Raw genomic sequence first — 12,086 nt, forward strand, 5'->3', positions numbered from 1 at the left:
AGCAAGAGACGAGTTCCACCTCGCAGCCGCCGCCCAGAACCTGAGGAAGCTCGCAAAGCTCCTCCCGATCCCGCAGCCGAGCCCGGCCTGACCGGCTGGCGACACCCAGCTCGAGGGCGAGGGCTCATCCCGCCCCTCTCCAATCTCCGCCGCCAACGAGTTTTTCAACGAAATCGATCGGGAGCGGACGGTATCAAGCATCCGGTCTCACCCGCTCGGTCCGCACGAACCGTCCGGCCCGCGCCTCAAGCAGGCGCACCAGCGCCGGCTCCATGAAGCCGTAGGCATCGGGGATGTCGAGGCAGACGAGACGGGTGCGGCGCAAGGCCGGGCCGAACCGCCGCATCAGCTTGCGCCGATGCGCACGCTCCATGACCACGACGATCTCCGCCCAGGCGAGATGATCGGCCTCCACCGGCTCGTCGGCGTCGGGCGACACACCCGCGCTGGCCGCCTCGATCCCGGGGCGGCGCGCGAAGATCTGCTCCGCGGTCGGGCTGCGGGCGCGGGCCCGGCCGCAGACGAACAGGATCCTCACGCGCTCTCCGCCAGGACGGATTGCCGCTCGAACAGGGCCCGGTAGGCCCCGCCCGGGCGGCGCATCAGGGCGGCGTGCGGGCCGTCCTCGACGATGCGGCCGTGGTCGAACACCAGGATGCGGTCCAGCGCCCGCACCGTCGACAACCGGTGGGCGATCACGAGCGCGGTGCGCCCGCGCATCAGCCGCGCCATCGCCTCCTGCACCAGGGCCTCGGATTCCGAATCGAGGCTCGATGTCGCCTCGTCCAGGATCAGGATCGGCGCGTCCGCCAGGAAGGCGCGGGCCAGCGCCACCCGCTGGCGCTCGCCGCCCGACAGCTTGACGCCGCGCTCGCCCACCAGCGTGGCGTAGCCCTTGGGCAGCCGCGCGATGAAGGCGTGCGCGTTGGCGAGCCGGGCCGCCCGCTCGATGTCTTCGGCCGAGGCGCCGGGCCGGGCATAGGCGATGTTCTCGGCGAGCGAGCGGTGGAACAGCACCGGCTCCTGGGGCACGATCGCGACCTGCGCCCGCAGGCTGGCCTGGCTCGCCGCCGCCACGTCCTGCCCGTCGATGGTCACCCGCCCGCCCGAGACATCGTACAGCCGCTGGATCAGCTTGACGAAGGTGGTCTTGCCCGAGCCCGAGCGCCCCACGAGCCCGACCCGCTGGCCCGCCGGGATCGTCACCGACAGCCCGTCGTAGAGCGGGTTTCCGTGGGCGCCGTAGTGGAAGCGCACGGCCTCGAAGCGGATCGTCCCGCCCGCGACCGCGAGAGGAACCGCGCCCGGCCGGTCGGCGACGCCGACGGGCTCGGCCGCCAGCGCGACCAGCTCCTCCATCTCGTTGACCGCCCGCTGCAGGTGATTGATGTGGCCGCCGATCTCGCGCAGGTAGCCGTGCACCACGAAGGTGGTGGTGAGCACGTAGGCGACCTCGCCCGGGCTCGCCTCCCCGCGCCACCACAGCCACAGGGCGGTGGCGATGATGACGGTGCGCAGCGCCAGCAGCAGCCCGAGCTGGCCGGTGCCGCTCCAGGTGATGATCATCCAGGTGCGGTGCGTGCGCCGCTGCCACTTGGCCAGGAGCCGGCCGAGGCGCGCCTCCTCCCGGCCCTCGGCGCCGAACGCCTTGACCACGGCGTTGTTGCCGACCGCATCGCTCAGGGCGCCGCCGAGCCGCGTGTCGAGGGCGTTCGAGAGCGCGGCCGCGGGGGCGATGACGCGGGTCGCCAGCAGGGCGGTCGCGCCGACATAGGCGGCGGCTCCGAGCGCCACCACCGCGCCGAGGGCCGGCCAATGCAGGCCGAGCACGAGGGCGGTGCCCAGGAGCACGACCAGGGCGGGCAACAGCGCCAGCAGCAGCGTGTCGTTGAGCCCGTCGAGGGCCCACATGCCGCGCGAGATCTTTCGGACGGTGGAGCCCGAGAAGGTGTTGGCGTGCCACTCGGTGGAGAAGCGCTGGACCCGGGCGAAGCCGTCGCGGGCCATGTCGCTCATGGAGTGGAGGGTGAGCGGCACCACGAGGCTCCAGGCGACGTGGCGCAGCAGCGCGGTGGCGAGGCCGAGCACCGTCATCGCCAGGAAGGCGGGCAGGGCGGCCTCCAGCGCCGCGTGCCGCTCGGGCCCGGTCAGGGCATCGACCAGCCGGCCTGCATAGAGCGGCAGCATCACCTCCGCGAGGGTGGCGAGGGTGATGGCGCCGGACAGGCCGGCGACGAGGGGCCAGCGCTTGCGCCAGCCGCGGACGACGAAGGCGAGGACGCGCCGAAACGCGCCCGCCCGCCGGGGAGAGGACAGAGACATGCCTATGCCCGACGCGCAGGCGTCGGCTCCGAGAGGCGCGGATCCCGCGTCGGCGATGACGCGGACCGGCGAGGTCAGACGGGAGGGGGGCTCGGGGACGCCGGGGCCGAAAGTCCGGGCGCGGACGAAAGGCGGCTAGCCGACCTGGGCGGCGACGCCAGCGATTCCTACGGGGAGGGCAGCATAGACGGTGTTCATGCGGCCTCCTCCTTCAAGCGAGCGCGACGGTGCCGAGGCTAGGGGAACCGGAAACGATTCGCAACGGTGGAAGCCGGCCCGTTGAGATGACGGTTCAAGCGCGGGCGGATTGTCTGTTGGGGGGTGGGAAGCGGAGTTAGCGCGCTAGTCTGGTGGTCCCTCGTGCTAATCTGCGCCAATCGACATTTGGTCGCTCGCAGTGACGGCCTGTCCTGCTGATGCAACGAGCCATCCGGCCATGCGCTCAGCGGTCTGGTCCTGAGGATCACGCCAGCGGGCAATCTGCATCTTCGAGCAGGGTTGCGCCTCATCCGACCCAATCAGTCGCACCAAGCGACGCTGTCGCAGTGCATCCGCTGCAAGGAGCGAACGCGCCAGGGCCACGCCGTTGCCGTCCACGGCCCCTTGAAGAGAACTGCTGATGTCACGGAAGCGGATCGCTTCCTGACCAGGGCCTACCCGCAGCCACGTTCCCCAGGACCATTCCCGTCCCGTCTCCTCGCCCCGCCGGCCCTTCGCCAGCAGCGGCAGTCCCTGCCAGCCCTGCCCCGGAGAGATGGTCTCCAGCAGTCCCGGAGCGGCTACGGGGAAGACTTTCTCGATCGGGAACGGCAGTTCGCAGGCGCCAACATTCCTGCTCACGTACGGCAGCCACAGCAAGGCGAGATCGACCACGGCGCGTGCGGCCTCGGCCGCCGTGTCCCACGTCACGACCTCGACGGAGAGGTCTGGGAAGGCACCGCAAAGGGCGGGCAGGCGGGGCGACAGCCACCAGGCCAGCAGCGGTGTGCTGAGCCCGAGCCGGAAGCTGCGCGGCCCCGATCGCCCGGCGATCCGCCGCCGCATGCCCGCGAGCGTACCCAGCAGCGGGCTGAGCTCCTGGGCCAGCCGCGCGCCTGCCTCGGTCACGCGCAAGCCGGGGTTGAGCCGTTCGAGCAGGGCGACGCCGAAGAAGTCCTCCAGAGCCCGTATCCGGTGGCTGACGGCGCTCTGCGTCAGACCGAGTTCGTCGCCGGCCAGCGTCATGCTGCCGTGCCGCAGCACCGCCTCGAAGGCGAGCAGGCCTGCGAAGGGCGGCATCTGGCGCGAGGTTGAGGGCACACCGCATTAATGCGCTTCATGCGGTGAAGAGCAATGCTCATTTGCCGTCGAGCCGAGTGCTGACCCATGCCAAGGCCATGGAAGACGCTGCCGAACACCAGGCTTGGAACGGCCGGACCCGCCTGATCGCCGGCACGATCGGCCTCGCCGCCGCCCTGACGAACTTCGATGTGACCTCGGTCGTGGTCGTCCTGCCGTCGATCGGCACGAGCCTCGACATCCACGTGGCGAGCTGGGCCTGGATCATCGACGCCTACAGCATCGCCTTCACCGCGACCCTGCTGGTAGCTGGCGCCCTAGCCGACCGCTTTGGCCGTCGACGAACGCTCCTTATGGGTAACGCCGGGTTCCTCGTGACGTCCCTTGCCTGCGGCCTCGCCTGGAACAGCGCACTGTTTCTGGCAGCGCGCGCAGCACAGGGCGCCGCGGCGGCCTTCCTCGTGACTGGGGGCTTTGCCTCGATCGCTACCGCATTCCCGGCGCCGGAAGGGCGGGCGCGCGCCTTCGGCATTGCCGGGGTGGCATCGGGGGTCGCCATGGCGCTGGGGCCGAGCCTGGGCGGCCTCATCGGCTCCGAGTTGGGCTGGCGGTGGATCTTTCTCGTCAACCTGCCTGTCTGCGTGCTGATCACGCTTCTGGTGCCTCGCCTCGTGGCGGAGAGACGCGACAGCACGGACAAGCCGCTGGACTTGCACGGGGTCGCGATCCTGACCCTCGCACTGGGCTTGATCATCCAGGCTATCCTGGAGGCTCGCCACGCGCCGATCCGTATGGCGATCGGGCTGGCAGTGGGTGCCGGCCTCGTTGCATGGTTCGCCTTGCGTCAGCACCGGCAATCGCAGCCGATGCTCGATCCGGCCATCTTCGCCAGCCGATCGATGATCGGCGTGACGGCCCTGCTGATGGCCGTGTCGGTGGGCTACTGGGCCGTCCTCGTCTACCTGCCCTTGTTCTTGGGCACAGCCTTCGGCTGGACCACCGAGGCGGCCGGACTGGCGATGCTGACCGCGACGCTGCCCATGCTCGTCGTGCCGCCCTTCGGCGGTCGCCTCGCGCCTCGCCTGGGCTGGCGACGGCTCTTTGCGGCGGCGCTGGCGCTGATCGCGATCGGCGGGGCTGCCCTCGCGCTCTCAGCGCTGGTAGACTTGGTATCAGCCCGTGCGTTCGCTTTCGCCGGGATGGCGTTGATCGGGATTGGCGCCGCAATGTCCCATCCGCAGCTCTCCGGAGCCGTGATCGCGCTCGCACCGTTGGAGACGAGCGGCATGGCCTCGGCCCTGACCGTCATCGCGCGGCAGGCCGGCTTCGCGCTCGGCGCCCTGACGCCTACGACCTTCGCTGTCACCGGCTTCGCTTGGCTCTTCGGCGCCGCAGCTGGTGCGGCGTCTTGCGGCATGCTGGCCTGCTGCCTGCTCCCATCCACAGCAGGCGGAAGCATCGCGCCCTGATCCCGGGGCGGCTTTGACGACCAATCTATGTCCGCTGAGGGTTCAAGCTGCGTGAAAACATCAGCGCTCTGCATCACCGTAGAACAGCCTTCCAGGCTGGCCTATCAAGATGGCCTTATAGGCCGGGAAATGACTTCACACGGCATGCATCCTCCGGCTCTGGAGATGAACCTCCTACTGGGAACGACGCTGTCAGCGTTTTCACACAGCCTCGGTCGAAAGCCGTCTCTCCAAAAGGCACCGCTCTCGTGATCCGCGACAGCGTGCCGGCGACGGGGGCCCCGCTGTCGGGCGGCATGGTCGCGCGTGAGCCCAGACCTGGCTTTCCCATTCCCTCATCCCGAACCCCCGCCACCGGGACGAAACCCTAACCCGGCTCATCCTCCGGATCGGCCTCCGCCTCCTCCTCGGGGATCGGCGCGGCGCCCCAGGCGGTGAGCGTCGCGTTGAGGTCGTTGAGGACGAAGTGCCGGGCGCTGTCGCGGTCGTAGCCCTCGTCCAGGAGGTCGTCGTAATCGGTGAAGACGTGGCGGGCATAGGCCACCAGGGCCAGGCGCGCGGCGGTCCCGGGGGCGGCCCCGCGCAGGCCGGGGCTCGCCAGGGCCCGGTCCAGGACGGCGTCGGCCTCGAAGGCGGGCAGGCGCGGGGCGATGTGGGCCAGCGCGTCGGCCACGGCCTCGCGGCGGTTGCGGGGCGGGGCGGCGCTCACCGGGGGCCTCCGGGGGCGGGCACCATGATTTTGCCGCCGGGGGCGGTCAGAGTGCGCGCAGCCGAAACGAGGGCCGGTTCTGCGCGGGTCAGCGCGTCAGGCCAAAGGCTTAGGGCCGCACGCAATTGCAACGCGATCGGATGCAGCCCTAAAGTCATCGACAGTTGAGGCGGGGCAGATCGACAACCCGCCGCCGGGGAGATCAGGTTCATGGCAACGATCCGTCACGCGGTGATCCTGGGCGTCCTGCTCGGGGCGGCGCCGGCCCTGGCCCAGAGCCCGACGCCGGACGGCGCCGGGCTTGGCCGCAGGGTCACGGCCACCGGGCAGACCAAGCCGCCGAGCCCGGCCGTCACAGGCGCGGCCCGGCCGATGAACGAGGTCGCGATGGTCAAGGCGCAGAAGGCCGCGGAAGCCCGCTCGAAGGCGTGGGACAGCAAGATGCGCCACACCATGGGCACGATCTGCAACGGCTGCTGAGCCCGATACGGAAAGGGGCCGCCCCTGCGGGCAGCCCCCTGTCTTGTCCATCGAAGTCCTGAAACACACCCCGACGCCGGCTCGGCCACGGGGTGTGATCCCAGGAAAATCAGCGGGAATAGAACTCGATGACGAGGTTCGGCTCCATCTGCACCGGGTAGGGCACCTCGGACAGGCTGGGGATGCGGGTGACGCGGGCGGTCATCTTGGCGTGATCGGCCTCGATGTAGTCCGGCACGTCGCGCTCGGGCAGCTGGGTCGCCACGATGACGATCTCGAGCTGGCGGGACGACTCCTTGACCTCGATGAGGTCGCCGGCCTTCACCTGATAGCTCGGGATGTTCACCCGCACGCCGTTGACCTTGACGTGCCCGTGGTTGACGAACTGGCGCGCCGCGAACGGGGTCGCCACGAACTTCGCCCGGTACACCACGGCGTCGAGGCGCCGCTCGAGCAGGCCGACCAGGTTCTCGCCGGAATCGCCGCGCAGACGGATCGCCTCGGCGTAGTAGCGGCGGAACTGCTTCTCGGTGATGTTGCCGTAATAGCCCTTGAGCTTCTGCTTGGCGCGCAGCTGCGTGCCGAAGTCGCTCATCTTGCCCTTACGGCGCTGGCCGTGCTGGCCGGGGCCGTATTCGCGGCGGTTGACGGGGCTCTTCGGGCGGCCCCAGATGTTCTGGCCCATGCGGCGGTCGAGCTTGTGCTTCGCCTGAATCCGCTTCGACATGACTTCGCGTCCTCTCGTGACCGAGATTGAGGAACGCGCCCTCCTTTTCCGGGACACTCAGGTCCGGGACGACAGGGCGGGAGGATCCCGCCCACGGGTGCGTGTGAAAACGCGACGGGGCCCCGTGCGGAGCCCCATCGACGGCCGGGTCTTTAGGGGATGGACCCGCTCGGGTCAACCACAGGAGGTTTTTTGGAGTGGCCGAGACATGCGAGATCAGGCGCGCGGAACCGGCGGACGCGGCGGCGATCCGGACGCTGGTGGATGCGGCCTACGCCAAGTGGATCCCGCTGATCGGGCGCCTGCCGACGCCGATGCGGGCCGATTATGCGCAGGCCGTGCTGCACCACCGCTTCGACCTGCTGCATGTCGGCGAAGAGTTGGCGGCGCTGATCGAGACGACGGGGGAGGGCGGCCACCTGCTGGTCGTCAATGTGGCGGTGCATCCGGCCTTCCAGGGGCGGGGCTACGGCGTCCGGCTGCTGAGCCTCGCCGAGACGATCGCGGCCTCGGCCGGCCTCCCGCGGCTCCGGCTCTACACGAACAAGAAATACGCGGCGAACCTGCGCCTCTACGCCTCCCTCGGCTACCGGGTGGAACGCGAGGAGCCGTATGACGGTCCCGGCCGAACCCTGGACGACGACATCACGGTGCACATGGTGAAGGCGATCGGCGCCACGCGGCCGCACCCGGTCTGAACGGTCGATGCTGTCATCCGATGGCGGCGATGCCGGCGTAGAGGCACCCCATGTCCCGCTCGGAACGCCTGTTCGACCTGCTCCACGTCCTGCGACGGCACCGACGCCCGGTCAGCGGGCGCGTTCTGGCCGAAGAGATCGGCGTGAGCCTGCGCACCCTCTACCGGGACATCGCGAGCCTCCAGGCGATGGGCGCGTCCATCGCGGGGGAGCCCGGGATCGGCTACATCCTGAAGCCGGGCTTTTTGCTGCCGCCGCTGATGTTCAGCCCGGAGGAGATCGAGGCCCTGGTCCTCGGTTCGCGCTGGGTCGCCGACCGCGCCGACGACCGGCTGAGCGGCGCGGCCCGGAGCGCCCTCGCCCGGATCGGCGCGGTCCTGCCCGACGACCTGCGCGAGGCCTTCGAGAGTGCGGCGCTGCTGGTCGGCCCCGGCACGCCCGCCCCACCTGAGGCGGTCGATCCCGCCCTGTTGCGCAAGGCGATCCGGACCGAGCGCAAGCTGGCGCTCCGCTATCGCGACGGGGCGGGCGCGGTGTCCGAACGGGTGGTGTGGCCGTTCGCCCTCGCGTTCTTCGATGCCGCCCGGATCCTGCTGGGCTGGTGCGAGCTGCGCCAGGGCTTCCGGCATTTCCGCACCGACCGGATCGCCGCCGCGGAGCTGCTCGACGCCCGCTACCCGAAGCGACGGCAGGCCCTGCTCAAGGACTGGCGGCAGGTCGAGGGAATTACCGGCCCGGCCGCTTGATGCTGCCGGAATCTGGCAGCCGCGCCGGATATCGAGGTCGCGCCCTCACCGACAGGAGCGACCGATGACTGAGCCCACCAACATCCTTCTCTACGTCACCAACCCGGAGGCCAGCGCCCGCCTCTACGCGCGCCTGCTCGGCCGGGAGCCGGTCGAGGCGAGCCCGACCTTCGTGCTGTTCGCACTGCCCTCGGGGCTGGCGCTGAGCCTGTGGGTGCGAAACGATGTCGTGCCGGCCCCCACGCAGGCGGGCGGCGGCGGCGAGATCGGCTTCCGGGTCGACACGGCCGCCCGCGTGGACGCGATCCACGCCGCGTGGCAGGCTGAGGGGGCCGAGATCCTCCTGCAGCCCACCGATCTCGATTTCGGCCGGAGCTTCGTCGCTGTCGATCCGGACGGGCACCGCCTGCGGGTCTATGCGCGGGCCGAGGACCAATAGGCGATGCTCGGCGTGGGTTCGGGGCAGAGCGCTGCTATCGGGCTCCGCCCCGATACCCCGCCAAAGGGCTGAGCCCCAGCGCTTTCAAGGTGTTTGGCCCCGTGCGCGTCGTGGGATCAGGGCTCCCGAGCAGATCACGCGCGCCCCTTTCCCGGACAGGTGAAGCGAAGCGGAACCTGATCCGGGACCCAGCACACGAAGCGCCGCGCCAGCGGCACAGGTCGATTAGACGGACGCTTCGCGCTGTCGTGTGCTGGGTCCCGGGTCGCATTCCGCTGGCGCTGCATGCGCCCGGGAAAAGGGCCGTGCAGACCGGCTCAACGCTATGTCCCGGCCCTCAGCCCAACATCTTGAAAGAGCTGGGTCGAGCCCTTTGAAAACCCGAACTGGTCAGGTCACCACGCTCGGTTCGGCCCGGCCGGTGCGCGGCTCGATCTCCGCGATGGCGCGGGCCGCCGCCACGACCGGGGCCAGCACCTCGGCGACGGGGAGGTCGAGCCGGGCCGGATCGGCCTCGTAGCGCTCCAGATAGACCCGGAGCGTCGCGCCTGCGGTGCCGGTGCCCGAGAGGCGGAAGACCACGCGGGCATCCTCGGCGAAGCCGATGCGGATGCCCTGGCGCTCGGTGAGCGAGCCGTCGACCGGATCGCGGTAGGCGAACTCGTCGGCCGTCGAGACCGTGAGGTCGCCGAGCCGCGTGCCCGGCAGCCCGGCGAGCTTTTCGCGCAGCGCGTCCATCAGGCCGTTGGCAGCGTCCGAGTCCACCTCCTCGTAATCGTGGCGGGCGTAGTAGTCGCGGCCATGGGTCCGCCAATGGGCCCGGACCAAAGTGTCGGCGCGCTCACCCGTGGCCGCCAGGATGTTCAGCCAAAGCAGCACCGCCCAGAGCCCGTCCTTCTCGCGCACGTGGTTCGAGCCCGTGCCGGCGCTCTCCTCGCCGCACAGGGTGATCAGTCCGGCATCCAGGAGGTTGCCGAAAAACTTCCAGCCGGTGGGCGTCTCGTAGGCCTGGATGCCCAAAGCCGCCGCGACCCGGTCGGCGGCGCGGCTCGTGGGCATCGACCGGGCGATGCCGGCCAACCCGCCCGCATAGCCCGGCGCCCGGTGGGCATGGGCGGCGAGCAGGGCAAGGCTGTCGCTCGGCGTCACGAACAGGCCCGGGGCCACGATCATGTTGCGGTCGCCGTCGCCGTCCGACGCCGCGCCGAAATCGGGGGCGTCCGGCCCCTGCATCAGGTCGAACAGGTCGTGGCAATGGACCGGGTTCGGATCCGGGTGATGGCCGCCGAAATCTTCCTTTGGAATAGCGTTGACGACCGTGCCCTGAGGCGCGCCGAGCATCCCTTCCAAGATCGCGGTGGCGTAGGGGCCGGTGACCGCGCTCATCGCGTCGAAGCGCATGCGGAAGCCCGAGGCGAACAGGCGCGACACGGCGTCGAAATCGATCAGCGTGCGCATCAATGCGGCGTAGTCGGCCACGGGGTCGATGACCGCGACCGTCATGGCGCCGAGCCGGGTCTCGCCCAGGGTGTCGAGGTCGAGATCCGGCGCCTCGACCAGGCTGTAGCGGGTGAGCGCCTTGGCCCGCTCGAAGATCGCGTCGGTAACGGTCTCGGGCGCCGGGCCGCCATTGGCGGCGTTGAACTTGATGCCGAAATCCCCGTCCGGGCCGCCCGGATTGTGGCTCGCCGACAGGATGATGCCGCCGATCGCCTTCGATTTGCGGATCACGCAGGAGGCCGCCGGGGTCGAGAGCAGGCCGCCGCGCCCGACCAGCACCCGGCCGAAGCCGTTGCCGGCGGCGAGCCGGAGGGTCTTCTGCACCACCTCGCGGTTGAGGAACCGCCCGTCGCCGCCGAGCACCAGGGTGGCGCCCGCCTTGTCGGGCAGGGTGTCGAAGATCGCCTGGACGAAGTTCTCGACGTAGTTCGGCTGCCGGAACACCGGCACCTTCTTGCGCAGCCCGGAGGTCCCCGGCTTCTGGTCGGGGAAGGGCGTGGTCGCGACGGTTGTCGGAGTCGTCATGGACGGGCGTCTCCCGGGATCTCCCGCCTCAATGCCCGCCCGGGGCCCCGGCGTCACCCGTGCGGCGCACAATCGCGGCGGCTTTGTCACAGCGGTTTGAACGGATCGGGCGACGAAACCGGGCCTTCGTGCGCGGGGCAGGGGGCGCGGCGTGGCTCATCAGGCCACCATCATGGCCGCGGTTCCACGGCCGGCACCGCGATCCGCGACCATTGCGCCGCGATCTCGTCCACGCTGACCGCCCGAACGGCGGAGAGATCGCGTGGATAGCTGACGCCCAGCGCCTCGGACGCCCGGGTGGCATGGAACTGTCCGTTGCTGGCCCGAAGGATCCAGCCCCCCTCGGTGCAGGCCTCGGAAACCAGGAACGCGGCACCGGGGGCGACATCGGACGGGCGCAACTCGTCGGGCTCGCTCTCAACGCCCCACATGCGAGTCTTGGCAACGGGCGAGATGGCATTGACGACGATCCCGTCCGCCGCGCCTTCCCTCGCCAGGACATTAACGATGCCGACGGCCGCCATCTTGGCCGCGGCATAGGCGGCAAGGCCCGGCTGGACGTATTGCGGAAACAGCGCCCGATCGGAGGTCGTCAGCAGGATGCGCCCGTAGCCCGCTTCCTTCATCGCGGGCCAAGCGGCCTGCGCCAACCAGAGCGGAGCCTTGGCGGCGATATCCATCATCCGGTCGAACGCGTCTTCGCGGATCGCTTCGATGGTCTCATAGGCGACCCAACCCGCATTGTGGATCACCGCATCGAGGCGCCCCCGGACGGCGAGGCCCTCTTCGATCAGAGTGTGGCATGCTTCGCGTGACGCGATGGAGCCGGCCAGAGCGACGGCATCGAGACCGTCCGCGCGCAAGGTGCCGGCTGCCGTCTCGACCACCTGATGGTCTTCGCCGTGCCCGTTGCTATCCGCACCGGCATCCTGAAGCAGGATCATCGCGCCCAATGCGCCGAGGTGGCACGCATAGGCGAGACCGAGCCCGCGTGCCGCCCCGGTGATCAGAATCACACGCGCGCTGAAATCGACCATGACCGACTCCCTCTTAAGCTAGAGAGATGGCGGACGGCTCCGCTCGTTCAAGCGCAGCGCTTCCTCTCACCGAACCTGTACTGTTGCCCCATCAGGGCCATACCTCGCCGAAATCGGCCTGGTCTTCGATTGATCGATCGCAAACCGCTTTTGCTC

At 70.0% G+C, this 12,086-nt stretch carries 12 protein-coding genes; 5 read left to right on the plus strand and 7 right to left on the minus strand.

The window, feature by feature from the left end; all coding sequences use genetic code 11:
- Nucleotides 1–193 precede the first annotated feature (193 nt).
- The 3 genes from MKL20_RS09070 to MKL20_RS09080 all read right to left on the minus strand — a co-directional run bounded on the left by MKL20_RS09070 (nt 194) and on the right by MKL20_RS09080 (nt 3,600).
- Nucleotides 194–538, minus strand: coding sequence for a low molecular weight protein tyrosine phosphatase family protein (locus tag MKL20_RS09070; protein WP_244036404.1), 345 nt, complete (start codon nt 536–538; stop codon nt 194–196).
- On the minus strand, nt 535–2,322 hold the full coding sequence (locus tag MKL20_RS09075) for an ABC transporter ATP-binding protein (RefSeq protein ID WP_244036405.1): 1,788 nt from the start codon (nt 2,320–2,322) through the stop codon (nt 535–537). Before MKL20_RS09075 ends, MKL20_RS09070 begins: the two co-directional genes overlap by 4 nt.
- Before the next feature lie 363 nt (nt 2,323–2,685).
- Nucleotides 2,686–3,600 (minus strand): LysR family transcriptional regulator, encoded by a 915-nt coding sequence (locus tag MKL20_RS09080; RefSeq protein WP_244036406.1) that lies wholly within the window; start codon nt 3,598–3,600, stop codon nt 2,686–2,688.
- A 77-nt stretch (nt 3,601–3,677) separates the two neighbouring features.
- On the opposite strand from MKL20_RS09080, the gene MKL20_RS09085 reads away from it, so the two are divergent.
- Nucleotides 3,678–5,069 carry an MFS transporter gene (locus tag MKL20_RS09085; RefSeq protein ID WP_244036407.1) on the plus strand — a complete coding sequence of 464 codons (1,392 nt, stop codon included), beginning with the start codon at nt 3,678–3,680 and terminating at the stop codon, nt 5,067–5,069.
- A gap of 367 nt (nt 5,070–5,436) precedes the next feature.
- On the opposite strand, the gene MKL20_RS09090 is transcribed toward MKL20_RS09085, so the two are convergent.
- Nucleotides 5,437–5,778 carry a DUF2293 domain-containing protein gene (locus MKL20_RS09090; RefSeq protein WP_244036408.1) on the minus strand — a complete coding sequence of 114 codons (342 nt, stop codon included), beginning with the start codon at nt 5,776–5,778 and terminating at the stop codon, nt 5,437–5,439.
- Nucleotides 5,779–5,988: 210 nt separating this feature from the next.
- On the opposite strand from MKL20_RS09090, the gene MKL20_RS09095 reads away from it, so the two are divergent.
- Nucleotides 5,989–6,258 carry a hypothetical protein gene (locus MKL20_RS09095; RefSeq protein ID WP_243969096.1) on the plus strand — a complete coding sequence of 90 codons (270 nt, stop codon included), beginning with the start codon at nt 5,989–5,991 and terminating at the stop codon, nt 6,256–6,258.
- Nucleotides 6,259–6,367: 109 nt separating this feature from the next.
- Here MKL20_RS09095 and rpsD read toward each other — a convergent pair whose 3' ends face one another.
- Complete coding sequence (rpsD, locus tag MKL20_RS09100) at nt 6,368–6,985, minus strand: 30S ribosomal protein S4 (RefSeq protein WP_007558459.1); 618 nt, start codon at nt 6,983–6,985, stop codon at nt 6,368–6,370.
- Between the two features lie 197 nt (nt 6,986–7,182).
- Here rpsD and MKL20_RS09105 point away from each other — a divergent pair, with 197 nt between their 5' ends.
- The 3 genes from MKL20_RS09105 to MKL20_RS09115 all read left to right on the plus strand — a co-directional run bounded on the left by MKL20_RS09105 (nt 7,183) and on the right by MKL20_RS09115 (nt 8,868).
- Complete coding sequence (locus tag MKL20_RS09105; RefSeq protein WP_244036409.1) at nt 7,183–7,683, plus strand: GNAT family N-acetyltransferase; 501 nt, start codon at nt 7,183–7,185, stop codon at nt 7,681–7,683.
- 50 nt (nt 7,684–7,733) lie between these two features.
- Nucleotides 7,734–8,429 carry a helix-turn-helix transcriptional regulator gene (locus MKL20_RS09110; RefSeq protein ID WP_244036410.1) on the plus strand — a complete coding sequence of 232 codons (696 nt, stop codon included), beginning with the start codon at nt 7,734–7,736 and terminating at the stop codon, nt 8,427–8,429.
- A gap of 64 nt (nt 8,430–8,493) precedes the next feature.
- Nucleotides 8,494–8,868, plus strand: coding sequence for a VOC family protein (locus MKL20_RS09115; RefSeq protein ID WP_244036411.1), 375 nt, complete (start codon nt 8,494–8,496; stop codon nt 8,866–8,868).
- A gap of 390 nt (nt 8,869–9,258) precedes the next feature.
- On the opposite strand, the gene MKL20_RS09120 is transcribed toward MKL20_RS09115, so the two are convergent.
- Nucleotides 9,259–10,893 carry an alpha-D-glucose phosphate-specific phosphoglucomutase gene (locus tag MKL20_RS09120; RefSeq protein ID WP_244036412.1) on the minus strand — a complete coding sequence of 545 codons (1,635 nt, stop codon included), beginning with the start codon at nt 10,891–10,893 and terminating at the stop codon, nt 9,259–9,261.
- A gap of 170 nt (nt 10,894–11,063) precedes the next feature.
- Complete coding sequence (locus MKL20_RS09125) at nt 11,064–11,930, minus strand: SDR family NAD(P)-dependent oxidoreductase (protein WP_244036413.1); 867 nt, start codon at nt 11,928–11,930, stop codon at nt 11,064–11,066.
- Between the last annotated feature and the right edge of the window lie 156 nt (nt 11,931–12,086).

This window comes from Methylobacterium sp. E-066 (assembly GCF_022829635.1).
Taxonomy (GTDB): Bacteria; Pseudomonadota; Alphaproteobacteria; order Rhizobiales; family Beijerinckiaceae; genus Methylobacterium.